The 18,380-nt window shown below is 74.3% G+C and carries 14 protein-coding genes; 7 read left to right on the forward strand and 7 right to left on the reverse strand.

The window, feature by feature from the left end; all coding sequences use genetic code 11:
• Positions 1–120 precede the first annotated feature (120 nt).
• From J5Y04_RS23985 to J5Y04_RS24000, 4 genes are all read left to right on the forward strand, one after another.
• On the forward strand, positions 121–1,809 hold the full coding sequence (locus tag J5Y04_RS23985; protein WP_245205306.1) for an acyclic terpene utilization AtuA family protein: 1,689 nt from the start codon (positions 121–123) through the stop codon (positions 1,807–1,809).
• Entirely contained in the window at positions 1,806–3,404 is a 1,599-nt protein-coding gene (locus J5Y04_RS23990; RefSeq protein WP_209414159.1) for an acyl-CoA carboxylase subunit beta, read from the forward strand. Before J5Y04_RS23985 ends, J5Y04_RS23990 begins: the two co-directional genes overlap by 4 nt.
• An 11-nt stretch (positions 3,405–3,415) precedes the next feature.
• The gene (locus tag J5Y04_RS23995) at positions 3,416–5,359 is read left to right on the forward strand and encodes a biotin carboxylase N-terminal domain-containing protein (protein WP_209414160.1); all 1,944 of its coding nucleotides are present in this window, start codon (positions 3,416–3,418) and stop codon (positions 5,357–5,359) included.
• A gap of 233 nt (positions 5,360–5,592) precedes the next feature.
• Positions 5,593–6,777 (forward strand): acyl-CoA dehydrogenase family protein, encoded by a 1,185-nt coding sequence (locus J5Y04_RS24000; RefSeq protein WP_209414161.1) that lies wholly within the window; start codon positions 5,593–5,595, stop codon positions 6,775–6,777.
• A 138-nt stretch (positions 6,778–6,915) separates the two neighbouring features.
• Here the strand turns inward: J5Y04_RS24000 and J5Y04_RS24005 are convergent, their stop codons facing one another.
• Both J5Y04_RS24005 and J5Y04_RS24010 read right to left on the reverse strand, forming a co-directional pair.
• Complete coding sequence (locus tag J5Y04_RS24005) at positions 6,916–7,647, reverse strand: class F sortase (protein ID WP_209414162.1); 732 nt, start codon at positions 7,645–7,647, stop codon at positions 6,916–6,918.
• Positions 7,634–8,401: a hypothetical protein gene (locus J5Y04_RS24010; RefSeq protein ID WP_209414163.1), complete on the reverse strand. Its 768-nt coding sequence runs from the start codon at positions 8,399–8,401 to the stop codon at positions 7,634–7,636. Before J5Y04_RS24010 ends, J5Y04_RS24005 begins: the two co-directional genes overlap by 14 nt.
• Positions 8,402–8,638: 237 nt before the next feature.
• Here J5Y04_RS24010 and J5Y04_RS24015 point away from each other — a divergent pair, with 237 nt between their 5' ends.
• From J5Y04_RS24015 to J5Y04_RS24025, 3 genes are all read left to right on the forward strand, one after another.
• Positions 8,639–10,237, forward strand: a complete 1,599-nt coding sequence (locus J5Y04_RS24015; RefSeq protein WP_209414164.1) for a 4-coumarate--CoA ligase family protein — start codon at positions 8,639–8,641, stop codon at positions 10,235–10,237.
• A gap of 247 nt (positions 10,238–10,484) precedes the next feature.
• A complete protein-coding gene (locus J5Y04_RS24020) occupies positions 10,485–11,105 on the forward strand; it encodes a TetR/AcrR family transcriptional regulator (RefSeq protein WP_209414165.1) in 621 nt (206 codons plus the stop codon).
• A gap of 147 nt (positions 11,106–11,252) precedes the next feature.
• Positions 11,253–13,718 (forward strand): SpoIIE family protein phosphatase, encoded by a 2,466-nt coding sequence (locus J5Y04_RS24025; RefSeq protein WP_209414166.1) that lies wholly within the window; start codon positions 11,253–11,255, stop codon positions 13,716–13,718.
• A 79-nt stretch (positions 13,719–13,797) separates the two neighbouring features.
• Here the strand turns inward: J5Y04_RS24025 and J5Y04_RS24030 are convergent, their stop codons facing one another.
• From J5Y04_RS24030 to J5Y04_RS24050, 5 genes are all read right to left on the reverse strand, one after another.
• Entirely contained in the window at positions 13,798–15,378 is a 1,581-nt protein-coding gene (locus tag J5Y04_RS24030; RefSeq protein WP_209414167.1) for an MFS transporter, read from the reverse strand.
• 102 nt (positions 15,379–15,480) lie between these two features.
• Complete coding sequence (locus J5Y04_RS24035; protein WP_245205308.1) at positions 15,481–16,026, reverse strand: TetR/AcrR family transcriptional regulator; 546 nt, start codon at positions 16,024–16,026, stop codon at positions 15,481–15,483.
• Between the two features lie 253 nt (positions 16,027–16,279).
• On the reverse strand, positions 16,280–16,672 hold the full coding sequence (locus tag J5Y04_RS24040; RefSeq protein ID WP_209414169.1) for a cell division protein SepF: 393 nt from the start codon (positions 16,670–16,672) through the stop codon (positions 16,280–16,282).
• A gap of 268 nt (positions 16,673–16,940) precedes the next feature.
• A complete protein-coding gene (locus J5Y04_RS24045; protein ID WP_209414170.1) occupies positions 16,941–17,480 on the reverse strand; it encodes a DinB family protein in 540 nt (179 codons plus the stop codon).
• A gap of 72 nt (positions 17,481–17,552) precedes the next feature.
• Positions 17,553–18,296, reverse strand: coding sequence for a TVP38/TMEM64 family protein (locus J5Y04_RS24050; RefSeq protein WP_209414171.1), 744 nt, complete (start codon positions 18,294–18,296; stop codon positions 17,553–17,555).
• Positions 18,297–18,380: the final 84 nt, after the last annotated feature.

The raw sequence follows: 18,380 nt of genomic DNA on the forward strand, positions 1-18,380 counted from the left end.
TGCGCGACGGCAAGGATTGTGGCCACCGGTAGGGGAGGCGTGCCTGTGGGGTCGCGTGCTGTGTTGCGGGTCGGAAATGCGTCGGGGTTCTACGGGGACCGCTTCTCGGCGGTCCGGGAGATGCTGACGGACGGGCCGCTGGATGTGCTGACCGGGGACTACCTGGCGGAGCTCACCATGCTGATCCTGGCCAGGGACAGGCTCAGGGACCCGTCCCTCGGGTATGCGAAGACGTTCCTGCGCCAGATGGAGGAGTGCCTCGGCCTGGCGCTGGAACGCGGGGTGCGGATCGTGGTCAACGCGGGAGGGCTGAACCCGGCCCGACTCGCGGAGGCCATCCGGGAGTTGGCCAAGCGACAGGGGCTACAGGCCGCCGTCGCGCACGTCAAGGGCGACGACCTGCTGCCGCGCCGGGCCGAACTCGGCCTGCCCGAGGGCCTGCTGGCCGCCAACGCCTATCTCGGCGCCTTCGGGATCGCCGAGTGCCTCAAGGGCGGGGCGGACGTGGTCGTCACCGGGCGGGTGACCGACGCGGCGCTGGTCGCCGGGCCCGCCATCGCCCACTTCGGCTGGGATGCGAGCGAGTTGGACGCTCTCGCCGGGGCCGTCGTGGCCGGGCACGTGCTGGAGTGCGGCGCGCAGGCGACCGGTGGCAACTACGCGTTCTTCCGCGAGCACGACGTCGTCCGGCCGGGCTTCCCGATCGCCGAACTGCACGCCGACGGCTCCAGCGTGATCACCAAGCACCCGGGCACCGGCGGGGCGGTCACCACGGGCACCGTCACCGCCCAACTCCTGTACGAGACCGGCGGGGCGCGCTACCTGGGACCGGACGTGACGGCCCGGCTGGACACCGTCCGGCTCACGCAGGAGGGGCCGGACCGGGTCAGGATCGACGGGGTGCGCGGGGAGGCGCCGCCGCCGACCCTCAAGGTCGGCCTGAACCGGCTCGGCGGACACCGCAACGAGGTGGTCTTCGTCCTCACTGGGCTCGACATCGAGGCCAAGGCCGCCCTGGTGCAACGGCAGTTGGAGGAGGCCCTGCCGCCGGACGCGCGCCCGGCCGAGCTGCGCTGGACGCTGGCCCGGACCGACCAGCACGACGCCGCCACCGAGGAGACCGCCTCGGCACTGCTCCGGCTCACCGCGCGGGACCGTGACCCGGCCAAGGTGGGACGCGAACTCGGCAAGGCCGCCGTCGAATTGGGCCTGGCCGGATACCCCGGATTTCACCTCACCGCCCCGCCAGGACCGGGCGCCCCGTACGGGGTGTTCACGGCCGCCCACGTCGATGCCGGGAAGGTCGAGCAGACGGCGGTACTGCCGGACGGCCGCCGGATCGCCGTCCCTCCTGCGCCGGCCGCCGAGCAACTGGCGGCTGGACAACTGGACGCCGAACAACTGGACGCCGAACAACCCGTCGCCCGGCGGCCGGTGGCCGACCCCACGGCCCCCGCCCCCCTGGCCGACCAGGGCCCGACCCGCCGCGCCCCGCTCGGCCTGGTGGCCGGTGCCCGCAGCGGCGACAAGGGCGGTGACGCCAACCTCGGCGTCTGGGCCCGCGACGAGGCCGGCTGGCGCTGGCTCGCGCACACCCTCACCACCGAGCGGCTTCGCCACCTCCTCCCCGAGACCGCAGACTTGACCATCACCCGGCACCTGCTGCCCAACCTCCGCGCGGTCAACTTCACCCTCGAAGGCCTGCTCGGTGAGGGCGTCGCCGCCCAGCACCGGTTCGACCCGCAGGCCAAGGCGCTGGGCGAGTGGCTGCGCTCCCGCCACCTCGACATCCCGGAGGCGCTGCTGTGACCGTCCTGCCCACCCGCCTCGACCCGGCCGGCGCCGACCACGCCGAGCACCGCGCCGCGATGCTCGACAAGCTCGGCGCGCTGGCCGGGGAGCACGCCAAGGCGCTGGCCGGCGGCGGCCCGAAGTACGTCGAACGGCACCGGAGCCGCGGCAAGTTGCTGCCGCGCGAGCGGATCGAGCTGCTGATCGACCAGGACTCGCCGTTCCTCGAACTCTCCCCGCTCGCCGCCTGGGGCAGCGACTACCCGGTGGGCGCGGCCCTGGTCACCGGCATCGGCGTGGTCGAGGGCGTGGAGTGCGTGATCACCGCCAACGACCCCACCGTCCGCGGCGGCGCCAGCAACCCCTGGACGCTGCGCAAGGCCCTGCGCGCCAACGAGATCGCCCTCACCAACCGCCTCCCGCTGGTCAACCTGGTCGAGTCGGGCGGCGCCGACCTGCCCAGCCAGAAGGAGATCTTCATCCCCGGCGGCGCCCTCTTCCGCGACCTCACTCGCCTCTCCGCGGCCGGAATCCCCACCGTGGCGGTCGTGTTCGGCAACTCCACCGCCGGTGGCGCGTACGTGCCGGGGATGTCCGACCACACCGTGATGGTGAAGGAGCGGGCCAAGGTCTTCCTCGGCGGGCCTCCGCTGGTGAAGATGGCCACCGGCGAGGAGTCCGACGACGAGTCGCTGGGCGGCGCCGGCATGCACGCCCGCACCTCCGGCCTGGCCGACCACTTCGCCGTGGACGAGCCGGACGCGCTGCGCCTGGCCCGCCGGATCGTCGCCCGGCTCGACCACCGCAAGCCCGGACCCGGCCCGGACGCGGCCGCCGCACCGCCGAAGTACGACGAGGAGGAGCTCCTCGGCATCGTCCCCGGCGACCTCAAGGTGCCGTTCGACCCGCGCGAGGTGATCGCCCGGATCGTCGACGGCTCGGACTTCGACGAGTTCAAGCCGCTCTACGGCACCAGCCTCGCCACCGGCTGGGCCCGGCTGCACGGCTACCCGGTCGGCGTCCTCGCCAACGCGCAGGGCGTGCTGTTCAGCCAGGAGTCCCAGAAGGCCGCCCAGTTCATCCAGTTGGCCAACCAGCGCGACATCCCGCTGCTGTTCCTGCACAACACCACCGGCTACATGGTCGGCAAGGACTACGAGCAGGGCGGCATCATCAAGCACGGCGCGATGATGATCAACGCCGTCGCCAACTCCCGCGTGCCGCACATCTCCGTCCTCATGGGCGCCTCCTACGGCGCCGGCCACTACGGCATGTGCGGGCGGGCGTACGAGCCGCGGTTCCTGTTCGCCTGGCCGAGCGCCAAGTCGGCGGTGATGGGCCCGCAGCAACTGGCGGGCGTGCTGTCCATCGTGGCCCGGCAGTCCGCCGCCGCGAAGGGGCAGCCCTACGACGAGGACGCGGACGCCGCGATCCGGGCGATGGTCGAGCAGCAGATCGAGGCGGAGTCGCTGCCGGTCTTCCTCTCCGGCCGCCTCTACGACGACGGGGTGATCGATCCGCGCGACACCCGGACGGTGCTCGGACTCTGCCTCTCCGCGATCCACAACGCGCCCGTCGAAGGCGCGCGCGGCTACGGCGTCTTCCGGATGTGAGGAACCCAGACATGGCCACAGAACGACCGATCTCCCACCTGCTGGTCGCCAACCGGGGCGAGATCGCCCGCCGGGTCTTCCGCACCTGCCGGAGCCTGGGCATCGCGACCACCGCCGTCCACTCCGACCCGGACGCGGACGCCCCGCACGTCCGTGAGGCGGACACCGCCGTGCGCCTGCCCGGCGCGGCGCCCGCCGACACCTACCTGCGCGCCGACCTGGTCGTCCAGGCGGCGCTCGCCGCCGGCGCCGACGCCGTCCACCCCGGCTACGGCTTCCTGTCCGAGAACGCCGAGTTCGCGCAGGCCGTTCTGGACGCCGGCCTCACCTGGATCGGCCCGCCACCGGCGGCGATCGCCGCGATGGGCTCCAAGACCGAGGCCAAGCGGCTGATGGCCGCCGCCGGAGTGCCCGTGCTGGACGCCGTCACCGACCCCGTCGAGGCCGACCTGCCGCTGCTGGTCAAGGCGGCCGCGGGCGGCGGCGGGCGCGGCATGCGGGTGGTCCGACGGCTGGACGAAGTGGCCGGGCAGCTCGCCGCCGCCCGCGCGGAGGCGGCCAGGAGCTTCGGCTCCGACGAGGTCTTCTGCGAGCGCTACCTGCCCACCGGCCGGCACGTCGAGGTCCAGCTGCTCGCCGACGCGCACGGCACCGTCTGGGCGGTCGGCGACCGTGACTGCTCCCTGCAACGGCGGCACCAGAAGGTGGTCGAGGAGGCGCCCGCGCCGGGGCTCCCGGAGCGGGTGCGGGAGGAGCTGCACGCCGCCGCGGTCAAGGCCGCGCAAGCGATCGGGTACGTCGGCGCGGGGACGGCGGAGTTCCTGCTGGCCGAGGACGGCCGGTTCTACTTCCTGGAGATGAACACCCGCCTCCAGGTCGAGCACCCGGTGACCGAGGCCGTCACCGGCATTGACCTGGTCGCGCTCCAACTCGCCGTCGCCGAGGGCGGGAAGCTCGCCGGGCCGGCGCCCGAGCCGGTCGGCTGCGCGATCGAGGCCCGGCTCTACGCGGAGGATCCGGGCAGCGACTGGCGGCCTGCGACGGGCACCGTCCACCGCCTCGAACTCCCGCTGCCGCACACAGAGTTCGGCGGTGACGGGCCGACCGGCCTGCGGCTGGACTCCGGTGTCGGGAACGGCGACGAGGTCACCGTGCACTACGACGCGATGCTGGCGAAGGTGATCGCCTGGGCGCCGACCCGGTCGGCCGCCGCCCGGCGGCTGGCCGACGCGCTCGACCGGGCCCGCATCCACGGACCCGCCACCAACCGGGAGTTGCTGGTGCGGACGCTGCGGCACCCGGCGTTCCTGGCCGAGCGGCTGCACACCGGATTCCTGGCCGAGCACGCGGCCGAACTCACCGCCCGGGACGGCGCGCACACCGCGCTCGCCGCCCTGGCCGCCGCCCTCGGCGATGCGGCGGCCCACCGCACCCCGTTGCCGTCGGGGTGGCGCAACCTCCCCTCCCAGCCGCAGGTCAAGCGCTACCGCGCCGACGACGGAACCGAGTTCGAGGTCCGCTACCGGATCACCCGCGACGGACTGGCGGCCGAGGGCCACCCGGACACGGCCCTGCTCGCGTCCTCCGCGGAGCAGGTCACACTGCGGACCGGCCTGCTCCGCCGCACCTTCGACCTGGCCCGCCACGGCGACCGGGTGTTCGTCGACAGCCCCGGCGGCTCCACCGTGCTCACCGTCCTGGACCGCTTCCCCGACCCCGCCGCCGACACCGAGCCGGGTGCGCTGCTCGCCCCGATGCCCGGCACCGTCGTCCGGACGGCCGCCGCCGTCGGCGACACCGTCACCGCCGGCCAGCCACTGCTCTGGTTGGAGGCGATGAAGATGGAGCACCGCGTCACCGCCCCCACCGACGGCGTCCTCGCCGAACTGCGCGCCGTCCCCGGCCAGCAGGTCGAACTCGGCACCCTGCTCGCCGTCGTGCAGCCGAAGTCGTAGGCACGCGCCGGGGGGGAGCCCGTGCGTGCGGCAGAACCCAGGCGCACCGCCGCACCCGGACGCACCGCCGAAGCCGCCAGCACGGCCGCACCCGTGAGCACACGCCCGAATCCGCACCGGCCGCCAGACCCACGCCGGCCGCCAGACCCACGCCGGCCGCCCGAGCCCGCACCTGCGGCCGGGAGCCGCAGTCACCCGCCCCGTCAGCCGACCCCGCCCGGAAGGACCGGAACATGTCCGCACCGCGCACCACCCCCGGAAGCCCGTTGATCGAGAGCCCCGAACGCCAGGACCTGCGCCGCGCCGTGGCCGGCCTCGGCAACCGCTACGGCTCCGCGTACTACCTCGGAAAGGCCCGCGCCGGCGAGGCCGCCGAGGAGCTCTGGGCCGAGGCCGGCAAGGCCGGCTACCTCGGCGTCAACCTGCCCGTCGAGTACGGCGGCGGGGGCGGCGGCATCACCGACCTCGCCATCGTCCTGGAGGAACTCGGCACCGCGGGCTGCCCGTTGCTGCTGCTGATCGTCTCGCCGGCGATCTGCGGCACGGTCATCGCCCGCTACGGCACCGAGGAGCAGAAGCGGCAGTGGCTGCCCGGGCTCGCCGACGGCACCCGGAAGATGGCCTTCGGCATCACCGAGCCCGACGCCGGCTCGAACTCCCACCGCATCACCACCATCGCCCGCCGCGACGGCGACGACTGGCTGCTCACCGGGCGCAAGGTGTTCGTCTCCGGCATCGACCACTGCGACGCCGTGCTGTTCGTCGCCCGTACCGAGGACGCCCGCACCGGCAAGCTCAAGCCGGCCCTCTTCGTCGTCCCGCGCGAGACCGCCGGCTTCGAGTACCGGCCCATACCGATGGAACTCGTCGCGCCGGAGAAGCAGTTCCAGGTCTTCCTGGACGACGTCCGGCTGCCCGCCGAGGCGCTGGTCGGTGACGAGAACGCCGGGCTGCTCCAGCTCTTCGCGGGCCTCAACCCCGAGCGGATCATGACGGCCGCCTTCTCGCTCGGCCTCGCCCGCCAGGCCCTGGGCAAGGCCGTCGGGTACGCCAAGGAGCGCACCGTCTGGTCGACCCCGATCGGCGCCCACCAGGGCCTCGCCCACCCGTTGGCCCAGTGCGCGGTGGAGATCGAACTGGCCCGGCTGATGACCCAGAAGGCCGGGCTGCTCTACGACGCGGGCGACGACCACGCGGCCGGCGAGGCGGCCAACATGGCCAAGTACGCGGCCGGCGAGGCCGCCGCCCGGACCGTCGACCAGGCCGTGCAGACCCTCGGGGGCAACGGCCTCACCCAGGAGTACGGGCTGGCCACCCTGCTGGCCGCCACCCGGGTCGGCCGGGTGGCGCCGGTCAGCCGGGAGATGGTCCTCAACTACGTGGCCCAGCACACCCTCGGCCTGCCCAAGTCCTACTGACGAGCCGTCGGGCGGACCTCCACCCGACCCCTCGGGCAGGCCGTCACGCCGGCTGTCAGGTCGGCCGCCACGCCGGCCGTCACGCGGCTGTCAGGTCGACCGTCACGTCGGCCGCCACCGCCGGCCACCGGGACTCCCTCAGCGGACGGAGGAGAGATGGGCGAAGACCACGGTGTTGGACTCGTAACCGGTCTTGCGGTCGAACTTGCCGCCGCAGGTGATCACCCGCAGTTCGGGACGGTCGGTCGCGCCGTAGACCAGGGCGTCCGGGAAGTCCTTCTTGGCGAACACCCGCACGTCGTCGATGGTGAACACCGCCGTCCGCCGGTCCTGGCGGAGCACCTCGACGGTGTCGCCCGGGCGCGGCAGGCCCAGCCGGTAGAAGACGGCCGGCCCGGTGCGGTTGTCGGCGTGCCCGATGGTGAGCGCGTTGCCGGCCGCCCCGGGGGTGACGCGGTCGCGGTACCAGCCGGCCAGGTTGCGCTGCTCCATCGGCGGGGTGGCCAGGTGTTGGGCGGAGTCCAGGCCGAGGCCCACCAGCGGGGCGTCCACCTTGATGGCCGGGATCCTGATCCGGGTGGGCGTCGACGCGGGCAGCGGCGCCGGCGCGGGCAGCGGCGCCGGCGCGGGCTTGGCGGGCCCCGGTGACGACGGCCCGCCCGCCGACGCCGGGGCCGTGCCCGGGAGCGAACCGGGGGAGCGTGCCGGGGCGGCGGCCGGAGAGGGAGGCAGCGGCGGGCCTCCGCTGCCCGCGCTCCCGTCCTGCACCAGCCACGCCCCGGCGGCCACCGTGACGGCGACGGCCCCGGCCGTCAGACGGCCGGGGCCCAGCGGCACGGCGCGGCGGTGCCGGGCGTCAGGACTCGGCATTGCGTCCGGCGCGCCGGCGCAGCGAGCGGACGCCGAACCACGCCGCCGTGGCGATCAGCGCCGAGCCGCCGAGCATCTCGGCGGTGTTCGGCCCGGAGGTGCCGCCACCACCGGTGCCGACCCCGCCGTGCGGTCCGCCGTGCGACGGGGAGGGGCCGGAGGAGGGGGAGGGGCTGTGCGAGGGGGAGGAGCTGGAGGAGGGGCCGCCGTGGCCGCCCACCGACGGGGACGGCGAGGGGCTCGCCGACGGCCGGGGCGATCCGGACGGCCTGGGCGACCCGGACGGCGATCCGGACGGTGATCCCGAGGGCGGGGGCGACCCGGACGGCGACGGCGAGGAGGTGGCGCACTGAACGTCGAACACCTTGTGCTTGGCGCTGCCGTTCTCGCCGACGAAGGTCCAGTTGAGCCGGTAGTGCCCCTTCGGGAGGCTGTAGGTGGACGTCGTCCCGCTGCCGTTGGTCAGCACCACCGACCCGGCCAGGACCAGCGCGTTGCCGGTGGGCGGCTGCTGCTCGATGGTCCAGTTGACGAGCGTGACGGTGTCGAAGTCGAAGGCGTCCAGGTAGAACTGGCAGACCTTCGGGTCCTCGCTCCGGCTGTCCGGCGCGGTGGCGCTGTCGTGGACCTTGACGTCGCCGTTGTCGCCCGGTGCGGCCACCGCGAGCGGGGCGGCGCCGAACATCAGTGCGGCCGCCGCCGCGGTGGCGGCGAGGAGCGGACGAGGGGACGGCAGAGGGGCAGTGGTTCTCACGGTGGGGTGCTCCGTGGTCGGGGACCGCCCTCGGGGGCGGGCGGGCCATGGGCCGAGGGTGGTCCGGGCCGCTGGGGGCGGCAAGCCAGCCACGCGCGCTTCCCCCGCCCTTCGTCACAATGGCGCATCACGCCGCCACTGTCCGTATGCTCCTGTCCGCGCATGCGGCCCGCCGGCCCTCCGGGACCACCCGTGCGAGGTCGGACCGTGCGTCAACTACCCATGAGGAGGCACGCCTTGGTGTTCCACAGCGAGTTCCCGGACGTCGGCGTCGTGGACCTGCCGATCCACGACGCGGTGCTCGGCGACGCCGACCGGTACGGTGACCGCCCGGCCCTGGTCGACGGCGTCACGGGGGAGACGGTCAGCCATGCCCGGCTCGCCACGGCCGTGCGCCGGGTGGCCGCCGGACTGGTCGAGGCGGGGGTGCGCCGCGGCGACGTGGTGGCCCTGTTCAGCCCCAACACGATCGGCTACCCGATGGCCTTCTACGGCGCCACCCGGGCGGGCGCCACCGTCACCACCGTCTCCTCCCTCGCGACCCCGGGCGAGCTGGCCGGCCAGCTCGCCGACAGCGGCGCGCGCTGGCTGATCACCGTCTCGCCGTTCCTGTCCACCGCCCGGCAGGCCGCGGAGAAGCTCGCCGCCGAGGGCCGCCCGCTGGCCGAGCTGATGGTGCTGGACGGCGCCGAGGGCCACCGTTCGCTGGCCGACCTGCTCGCCTCCACCGGCCCCGACCCCGAGCCCGCCATCGACCCCGGCAACGACATCGCCGTGCTGCCCTACTCCAGCGGCACCACCGGCCTGCCCAAGGGTGTGATGCTCACCCACCGCTCGATCGCCACCAACCTGGCCCAGACCGACGCGCTGTTCCACCCGGGGGAGGGCGAACGGATCCTCGCCGTCCTGCCCTTCTTCCACATCTACGGCCTGGCCGCCCTGCTGAACCAGCCGCTGCGGTGCGGCGCCACCGTCGTGGTGCTGCCCCGCTTCGACCTGGAGCAGTTCTGCCGCACCATCGAGGAGCAGCGCGTGCAGGCCCTCATCGTGGCCCCGCCGATCGCCCTCGCCCTCGCCAAGCACCCGGTCGTCGACCGCTTCGACCTCTCCTCGGTCGAGTACCTGCTCTGCGCGGCCGCCCCGCTGGACAACGAGCTGGCCGCCGCCTGCGCCCGCCGGCTCGGGCTTCCGCACGTCCTCCAGGGCTACGGCATGACGGAGCTGTCGCCCGTCTCCCACCTCGTCTCGCCGGCGGAGACCGACCCCTCGCCCGGCTCGGTCGGCCGGATGGTCCCCTCCACCGAGCTGCGGGTCGCCGCCCTCGACGGCACCGACGGGGACCTGGGCCCCGGCGAGCGGGGCGAGCTGCTGATCCGCGGCCCGCAGGTGATGAAGGGCTACTTCGGCAGGCCCTCCGACACCGCCGCCACCGTCGACGCCGACGGCTGGCTGCACACCGGCGACGTCGGGTACGTGGACGAGCGCGGCTACCTGTACATCGTCGACCGGGTCAAGGAACTGATCAAGTACAAGGGGTACCAGGTCGCACCCGCCGAGCTGGAGGCCCTGCTGCTCGGCCACCCCGGGATCGCCGACGCCGCGGTGATCGGCGTCACCGACGCGGAGGGCGCCGAGAGCCCGAAGGCCTTCGTGGTCCGCGCCCCGGGCAGCACGCTGACCGAGGAGGAGGTCACCGACTTCGTGGCCGGTCGGGTCGCCCCGTACAAGAAGGTGCGCGCCGTGGAGTTCGTGGACGCCGTGCCGAAGTCACCCGCCGGCAAGATCCTCCGCCGCGAGCTGCGCGCCCGCGAGGCGGCCGACGAGGCGGCCCGCTGACCCCGCACGCTGACCCAGCCCGCTGACGCCGCCCGCCACCGCTGACGCCGCCCGCCACCGCTGACGCCCGCCACCGGTGACGCCGCCCGCCACCGCTGACGCCGCCCGCCACCGCCCACGCCGCAATGCCCCGCCGGCCCCCGCCGGGCCCCGCCCGCCGTGCCGGGCCCGGCCGTGGGGAGGCACCCGAAGATCTGCGAGGATCGACCCCGCCGAGCCGCCGCACGAACAGGACCAGCCGCCGCCGATGACCACCCACCCCGCCGCCCGGACCCCGCAGCAGGACCGCAGCCGCGCCACCCGGCAGCGGCTGCTCGCGGCGGCCGTCGACTGCCTCGCCGAGGTCGGCTGGAACGGCTCCACCGTCGGCGTCGTCGCCGAGCGCGCCGGCGTCTCCCGCGGCGCGGCCCAGCACCACTTCCCGACCCGCGAGGACCTGTTCACCGCGGCCGTCGAGCACGTCACCGTTGAGCGGCTGGCGGCCGTCCGCGCCCACGCGGACGAGCTGCCCGCCCCGGGGCCCGCCCGTACCGAGGCCGTCGTCGACATGATCGTGCGCCTCTACACCGGTCCTCAGTTCCGCGCCGCCCTGCACCTGTGGGTCGCGGCCGCCACCGAGGAGCCGTTGCGCGAGCGGATCATCGCGCTGGAGGGCCACGTCGGCCGGGAGGCCCACCGGGCCGCCGTCGAGTTCCTCGGAGCCGACGAAACCGTGCCCGGAGTGCGCGAAACGGTCCAGGCCACCCTCGACATGGCGCGCGGCCTCGGACTGGCCAACCTGCTGACCGACGACAGTGCCAGACGATCCGGAGTGATCAGGCAGTGGGCAAGCGTTCTTGAGGGTACGCTGCGGCCGGTACGCCCATGACGCCCGTACACCTGGACGACCGGAACCTCCCCTGACCAAGGGGTCGCCGGGCGGCCGATGTCCGTGCAGTCTGGAGAAGAACCCGGCCGGCACGGACCGCGATGCCCGCCCGGCCGGGCACGAGCCGAACCGGGGTGCTGCCTGATCATGCACGGACACGAGTGGGATGCGACCGACGCCGCCGGCCCCGCACCGGGTGGAGCCCCCGCACGCCTGGACGGCCATCGACTCGTCCCGCTCGCCACCGCCCTGCTCCAGGACGACGGCCTGATCCTGCACTGGAGCGAGGACGCGGAGGCGCTGCTCGGCTACCCCGCCGACGAGGCCGTCGGCAGCTACGCGGCCCGGCTCTTCACCGACCGGACCGACCGCCCCGAGGTGCTCGCCCTGTTCGAGCGCATCCTGAGCGGCAAGGGCTGGTCGGGGGTCTTCCAGGTCCGCCACCGCGACGGCCACCTGGTCGAGCTGGAGCTGCGCACCTACCCGATCGCCGGCCCCGGCGGCACCCTGCTGCTGCTCGCCACCGCCTCCGACACCGAGGCGCTGCACCGCGTCGAGGCCGACCTCGCCGTCCTCGACGGCATCTTCGGCCAGTCCCCGATAGGCATGGCCGTCTACGACACCGACCTGCGCTACGTGCGGCTCAACGAGGCGCTCGCCCGGATGAACGGCGTCCCCGTCGAGGATCACCTCGGCCGCCGGATCAGCGCCGTCCTGCCCGGCATCAACAGCGCCGAGATCGAGCAGACCATGAGACAGGTGCTCATCACGGGCCGGCCCGTGGTCGACGCCCGTTCGCACGGCCGCGTCCCCGGCGACCCGCGCCGCGACCGCGCCTGGTCCGCCTCCTACTTCCGCCTGGAGGACTCCACCGGCCGGGTCTTCGGCGTCTGCTCCTCGATCATCGACGTCACCGAACGCTTCCGGGCCGAGGCCCGCGCCTCCCGGGCACAGGAACGCCTCGCCACCATCGCCGAGGCCACCGCCCGGATCGGCACCACCCTCGACCTCCAGCGCACCGCGGAGGAGCTGATCGAGGCCGTCGTCCCGCGATTCGCCGACTTCGCCACCGTCGACCTGCTCGAACCCGTCCTGCGCGGCGCCGAGCCGACGCCCATCCCGGACGACCGCTCCGTCCAGCTGCGGGCCGTCGCCGTCGGCGAGTCCTACGAGTCCGGCCTCGTGCACGCCGTCGACACGGTCGGCGAGGTGACCGAGTACGCGCCCCAGCGCAGCTACACCCAGTGCCTGCGCAGCGGCCGCCCCCTGGTGCGCGCCCACGTGGACGAGGAGGTGCTGCGCGGCCTGGTCGCCACCCCCGAGCGGGTCGGGCCGGGCATCGAGGCCGGCATCCACTCGTACCTGATGGTGCCGATGGCCGCGCGCGGCATGGTGCTGGGCGGCGCCGAGTTCATCCGCATGCGCAACCCCGAGCCGTTCACCGCCGCCGACGTCGCCCTCGCCGAGGAGCTGGTCGCCCGCACCGCGCTCGCCATCGACAACGCCCGGCTCTACCGGCGCGAGCGCGAGACCGCGCTCACCCTGCAGCGCAGCCTGCTGCCGCAGGAGATCCACCGCACGCTCGGCCTGGAGATCGCCTACCGCTACCTGCCGAGCAGCGTGGTCAGCGAGGTCGGCGGCGACTGGTTCGACGTCGTCCCGCTCTCCTGCGGCCGGGTGGCGCTGGTGGTCGGCGACGTGATGGGCCACGGCATCCGGGCGGCCGCCACGATGGGCCAGCTGCGCACCGTCGCCCGTACGCTCGCCACCCTGGACATGCCGCCCGAACAGGTGCTCACCCGGCTGGACGAGACCGCCTCCGGCATCGGCGAGGGCCAGTTCGCCACCTGTATCTGCGCCGTCTACGACCCGCTGGAGCGCACCGTGCAGGTCGCCTCGGCCGGCCACCTTCCGCCCGTCTGGGTCGGCCCCGACGGCACCGCCCGGAGGGTGGAGGTCCCGCCGGGCGTGCCGCTCGGCGTCGGCGGCGTCGCCTTCGAGTCGATCGAGTTCGCCCTCCCCGAGGGCGGCATGGTCACCCTCTACACCGACGGCCTGGTCGAGCGGCGCGGCCAGGACCTCGACGACGGCATCGACCTGCTGGCCCGCACCCTCTCCGGCCCCGGCCGCACCCTGGAGGAGAGCTGCGACGCCGTCCTCGGGGCGCTGGTCACCGACGGCACCGAGGACGACATCGCGATGATCATGGCGCGGGTGCTGCCGCTGCCCGCCGACCGGATCGCCACCCTCCCGCTCACCGGCGGTGGCCGGCTCCCCGGAAAGGCCCGCCGCTTCACCCGTGCCACGCTCGACGGCTGGGGCCTGTCGGCGCTCTCCGACTACGCGGAGCTGCTGGTCAGCGAGCTGGTCACCAACGCCCTGCTGCACGCCGACGCCCCGCGCCGGCTCCGCCTCTTCCGTGACCGGGTGCTCACCGTCGAGGTCGCCGACGCCGGCGGGCAGACGCCCCAGCTTCGGCCGTTCGCCGAGCAGGACGAGGGCGGCCGTGGGATGTTCCTGGTCAGCGAGCTCGCGCAGCGCTGGGGCAGCCGGCTCACCCGGGACGGCAAGGTGGTCTGGGCAGAGCTCGAACTGCCCTTCGGAACGGTCTGAGGGTAGTCCGGGTCGGCCCGGCTCGGCCCCACCCGAGCCGACCGGAGCCGACGCCCCCGGCCGCGTCACACCCCGGCCGTCACACCCCGGCCTTCTCCGGGACGGGGGTCTCCTGCGGCGCGGTGTCCGCGGTGTCCGCGGTGTCCGTGGTGGCGCGCGCCAGGCCGCGCAGCAGGCGCCAGGCCAGGGCCGACGCGGCCAGCAGCAGCGCACCGGCCAGGACCGCCGCCACGTTCATGCCGTGCACGAAGGCGTCGCGGGCGCTCGCCAGCAGCGGGCCGGCCAGCGTCTCCGGCAGGCCGTGCGCCGCCTCGACCGCCCCGCCCAGCGACTCGCCCGCCCGGACGGCCGCCTCGGGGTCGGTGCCGGCCGGCACGGCCAGCCCGCCCGCGTACAGTGAGCCGACCACCGAGCCGACCAGCGCGATGCCGAGTGCGGTGCCCAGCTCGTACGCGGTCTCGGAGACCGCGGAGGCGGCGCCGGCCTTGTCGGCGGGCGATGCGCTCAGCACGAGGTCGGCGCCGAGCGTGTAGACCACGCCCTCGGCGGTGCCGACGATCAGGAAGGCGGCGGCCAGCAGCAGGTACGTGGTGTCCTGGTGCACCCAGCCGATCAGACCGATGCCGGAGCCCATGGCCAGCAGGCTGACGGTCAGGGCGGCCCGGGCGCCGGTGCGACGCGCCAGCCGGGCGGTGAGCAGCCCGCCGACCACGGCGCCGGCGAAGGCCGGCAGCTCCGCCAGGCCCGCCCGGAGCGGGTCGTACCCACGGACCAGCTGCAGGTACTGGGAGGTCACGAAGACCACGCCCGAGAGCCCGATCAGCGCGGTGAGCGAGGCGAGCACGGCCGCGGTGAACCGGCGGTCGGCGAAGAGCCGGACGTCGAGCAGCGGGGTGGGCAGCCGCAGCTGGCGGCGGACGAAGACGGTCAGCGCGGTGGCGCCGAGCACGGCCGCGACCGGCACGTCCCAGCGGGCCACGCCGTGCGCGGCGGCCTCCTTGATCGCGTAGACCACGCCGATCACGCCGGCCAGCGACAGCAGCACGCTCAGCACGTCCCAGCGGCCCGGCTTAGGGTCCCTGGACTCGGGCAGCAGCCAGGCGCCGAGGACCAGCAGCAGCACCAGCACCGGGATGTTCAGAAGGAACACCGAGCCCCACCAGAAGTGCTCCAGCAGCACCCCGCCGACCACCGGGCCGAGTGCGGCGCCGGCGGTGGCGGCCGCGCCCCAGATGCCGATCGCGGTGGCCCGCTCGCGGTCGTCCGGGAAGAGGCTGCGAATCAGCGACAGGGTGGACGGCATGATGGTCGCCCCGGCCACGCCGAGCAGCGCCCGGGCCAGGATCAGCCAGCCGGCGCTGGGCGAGTAGGCGGCCAGCAGCGAGGCGGCGCCGAACGCGGTGGACCCGGCCAGCAGCAGCTTCTTGCGGCCGATCCGGTCGCTCAGCGAACCCATGCTGACCAGCAGGCCGGCCAGCACGAACGAGTAGGCGTCGCCGATCCAGAGCAGCTGGGTGCCGCTGGGGCGCAGCGTCTCGCTGATCGAGGGTATGGCGAGGGAGAGGACGGTCGCGTCGACGGCGACCAGGGTGACGGCCAGGACGAGGACGGCGAGGCCGGTCCAGCGCTGGCGGGGGCTGGCGAGGACGGTACTGCTCATGGGTATCGGTTTCCGGCCGCGGTTCCGAGGCCTGTGATCCGAGGTGCTGTGAGGGTGGGTGGGAGCGGTGGGTGGGAGCGGTGGAGTACGGGGCCGGCGCGGCTACGGGCGGCGCAGTGCGCCGCCGAGGAAGAGCTCGGCGAGCGAGAACGCGGCGTCGCGCGGGGCGAGCCGGCCGTCCTGGATGGCCCAGCCGATGCCGGCGACAAGGTCGAAGAAGGCCTCGCTGAGCCAGCCGGCGGAGAGCTCGACGCGGAAGACGCCCTGCTGCTGGCCGCGCAGGAAGAGCGCGTGCAGCCGGGAGATCTGCGACTCCCAGAGCTCGTTGATCTCGTCGTCATCGTAGAGCTGGTTCTCGCCGGCCAGGAAGGCGCAGAGCGCGGCGTCCGGGACGGTGACGTCGACCAGACGGCGCAGCGCGGTGTGCGCGTCGCCGTCCTCGACCGCGGCGGCGTCCAGCGCGGCCCCGAACCGCTGCAGCCCGAGCAGGCCGACCTCGCGGATCAGCGCCTCCCGGCCGGGGAAGAGCCGGTGCAGGGTGGCGCGGCTGATGCCCGCGGCGCGGGCGATCTCGTCGAGGTGGGCGGTGGGGCGGCGGGAGAGCACGCCCACGGCGGCTTCGAGGACGGAGTCGCGGTCGGTGGCCATAGAACGACTGTACATCAATTGAGACATGAATGTCTCAATCACTTCGCGGATGGCTCACCTGAGGCAGGTGGGTCCGGTGGGCCCCTATGGGTTCGGTGAGCCCGGTGAGCCCGGTGAGCCCGGTGAGCCCGGTGGGTCCGGTGGGTCCGGTGCGAAGGTGGTGAGCAGGTCCGGCGTGAAGGCAGCAAAAAACCGGGGACGGCGGTGGGCCGTCCCCGGTCGTGCGCGCTGCGGCGCCCCGTCCCGGTGGTGCTCAGCTCTGGTTGTAGAAGCCGGTGTCGTCCAGCGGGCGGTCGATCACCATCACCTCGACGTCCGCCGGGGTGAGCAGGAAGACCCGGCGGGCGATCCGCTCGATGCCCCCGCGGGTGCCGAAGATCAGGCCGGAGGCGAAGTCGACCATGCGCTTGGCCTCGGCCTCCTCCATCTCGGTGAGGTCCATGACCACGGGCGTGCTGGCCCGGATGTGCTCGCCGACCGTCCGGGCGGCCTCGAAGCCCGTCGGCCGCAGGGAGACGATCTTCGTGGGAGCGGGGGAGGACGACACCGTCTCCTGCTCGATCCACTCGTCGTCGTACACCGCGGCCGGGTAGTTCCCGGAGGGCATCAGCCACCCGTTGTGGTGCTCGTCGCGAAGTGCTCCCATGCCGCGCCTCCCTGCCTCGTTCCGTTCAGGTCCCCCGGTGCGCGTGTCCTTTTGACACGTCATCCACTCGTCGGAACTGTCCGAGTATCGCACTGATCACCGGTCCCGTGCCCGCTCGCGACCCCCGTACGAGTCGTGCCGCGCCGGAAACCCGGGCGAACCCGGGCAACTGTTGCGACGCAGCGGAACGGCGGACGGTTGCGCGCGTAGACCATATCGGTCGCGGTCACCCCTTAATTGACCTTCTGTCAACAATGCGGAAACGATTTCACTCGCCGGTTGCGCCGTCCACCAGCTCCCGCAGCAGATCGGCGTGGCCGTTGTGCCGGGCGTACTCCTCGATCATGTGCACCAGGATCCAGCGGAGCGTCACCTGCTCGCCCCGGCGGTCGCGCTTGCCCACGGTCTCCAGCGGCAGGCCCTCGCAGGCGGCGCGGGCGGCCGTGATCTGGTCCTGCCAGGCGGCGAAGTCCGCCTCGGCGTCCGCGGCGTCGACCAGGTCGAAGTCGCCGTCCGGATGCTGCTCGCTCCAGTAGAGGCCGCCGGGGCCGGTCTCCTCGCCGAGCAGGATGGCGCGGAACCAGAAGCGCTCCACCTCGGCCATGTGCCGGACGAGGCCGAGCAGGGAGAGCGAGGACGGCGGGACGGAGCGCAGCCGCAGCTGGTCGGCGGTCAGGCCCTCGCACTTGACGGCGAGGGTCGCGCGGTGGAAGTCCAGCCAGGCGGTCAGCATGGCGGTCTCGTCCGCGGCGAACGGGGGCTCGGACCGGGTGGTGGCGGTCGTCACAGGGCTTGTCATGGCGGTCATCCTGGCGCAGGGGTGCCGCGGACGCCACCGAATAGCCGGCGTGCGTTGGGGTGCGGCGGGCGCCGGCGGCGCTCAGGCGGCGGCCGAGCGCCGCCGGGCCGCGGCCCGCCAGAGCGAGACCAGGCTCCCCACGACGAGGACGCCGATCGCCCCGGCCGACACCAGGAACGCCGCGGACCCCGGCTCGCCCGCGCTGGCCGCCGCCGTCACGTAGACCGCCGTGGTCGGGACCACGCCGAGCGCGGTGGCCAGCAGGAACGGCAGGAACCGCACGCCGGAGAAGGCCGCGCCGTAGTTGCCGGCCTGGAACGGCAGCCCGGGCAGCAGGCGCAGCAGCAGCACGCTGCGGAACCCCTGCTCGGTGAACCGCCGGTCGAGCGCGGTCAGCATCCGCCCGCGCAGGTACGGGCGGAGCGCCTCGCGCCCGAGCAGCCGCCCGAGCGCGAAGGCCATCGCGGCACCGAGCGTCGTCCCGAGCACGGCCAGCAGCACGCCCTGCTGGATGCCGAGCAGCAACCCCGCCGCCGCGTTGAGGGCCGGCCGCGGGACGAAGGCGAGCGTCCCCACGGCGTAGACCGCGGTGAACGCGGGGGCCAGCCAGTACGTCGGCACCCCGGCGGGCAGTCCGCCGGAGAGCAGCGCCGTCGGGCTCCACAGCAGCAGTGAACCGGCGGCCGCCGCGAGGATCACGATCAGCAGGGCGAACCGCAGCCACGTCGAGCGCGAGCGCGGGCCGGGTGACGGAACCGGCGACGGCGACGGCACGGCCGACGGGGCGGGCGGCGCGGGCCGGGCGGGTGGCGTGGAGTCGGGCATCGCCCGAGCCTAACCGCTGCCCGGGTGGGCCCGGGCCGGCGTGGAGGCCGGCTCCCGGGCACCTCCGCGGGGCCGCGGGTGGCT

Origin of the sequence: Kitasatospora sp. RG8 (assembly GCF_017813315.1) — a bacterium.
Taxonomy (GTDB): domain Bacteria; phylum Actinomycetota; class Actinomycetes; order Streptomycetales; family Streptomycetaceae; genus Kitasatospora.

Coding starts and splice junctions, on each gene's coding strand:
- J5Y04_RS24045 (WP_209414170.1), bottom strand. CDS start 17,480: ATGACCGCCATGACAAGCCCTGTGACGACCGCCACCACCCGGTCCGAG.
- J5Y04_RS24035 (WP_245205308.1), bottom strand. CDS start 16,026: ATGGCCACCGACCGCGACTCCGTCCTCGAAGCCGCCGTGGGCGTGCTC.
- J5Y04_RS24000 (WP_209414161.1), top strand. CDS start 5,593: ATGTCCGCACCGCGCACCACCCCCGGAAGCCCGTTGATCGAGAGCCCC.
- J5Y04_RS23995 (WP_209414160.1), top strand. CDS start 3,416: ATGGCCACAGAACGACCGATCTCCCACCTGCTGGTCGCCAACCGGGGC.
- J5Y04_RS23985 (WP_245205306.1), top strand. CDS start 121: ATGCTGACGGACGGGCCGCTGGATGTGCTGACCGGGGACTACCTGGCG.
- J5Y04_RS24020 (WP_209414165.1), top strand. CDS start 10,485: ATGACCACCCACCCCGCCGCCCGGACCCCGCAGCAGGACCGCAGCCGC.
- J5Y04_RS24005 (WP_209414162.1), bottom strand. CDS start 7,647: ATGCCGAGTCCTGACGCCCGGCACCGCCGCGCCGTGCCGCTGGGCCCC.
- J5Y04_RS24025 (WP_209414166.1), top strand. CDS start 11,253: ATGCACGGACACGAGTGGGATGCGACCGACGCCGCCGGCCCCGCACCG.
- J5Y04_RS24040 (WP_209414169.1), bottom strand. CDS start 16,672: ATGGGAGCACTTCGCGACGAGCACCACAACGGGTGGCTGATGCCCTCC.
- J5Y04_RS24030 (WP_209414167.1), bottom strand. CDS start 15,378: ATGAGCAGTACCGTCCTCGCCAGCCCCCGCCAGCGCTGGACCGGCCTC.
- J5Y04_RS24050 (WP_209414171.1), bottom strand. CDS start 18,296: ATGCCCGACTCCACGCCACCCGCCCGGCCCGCGCCGCCCGCCCCGTCG.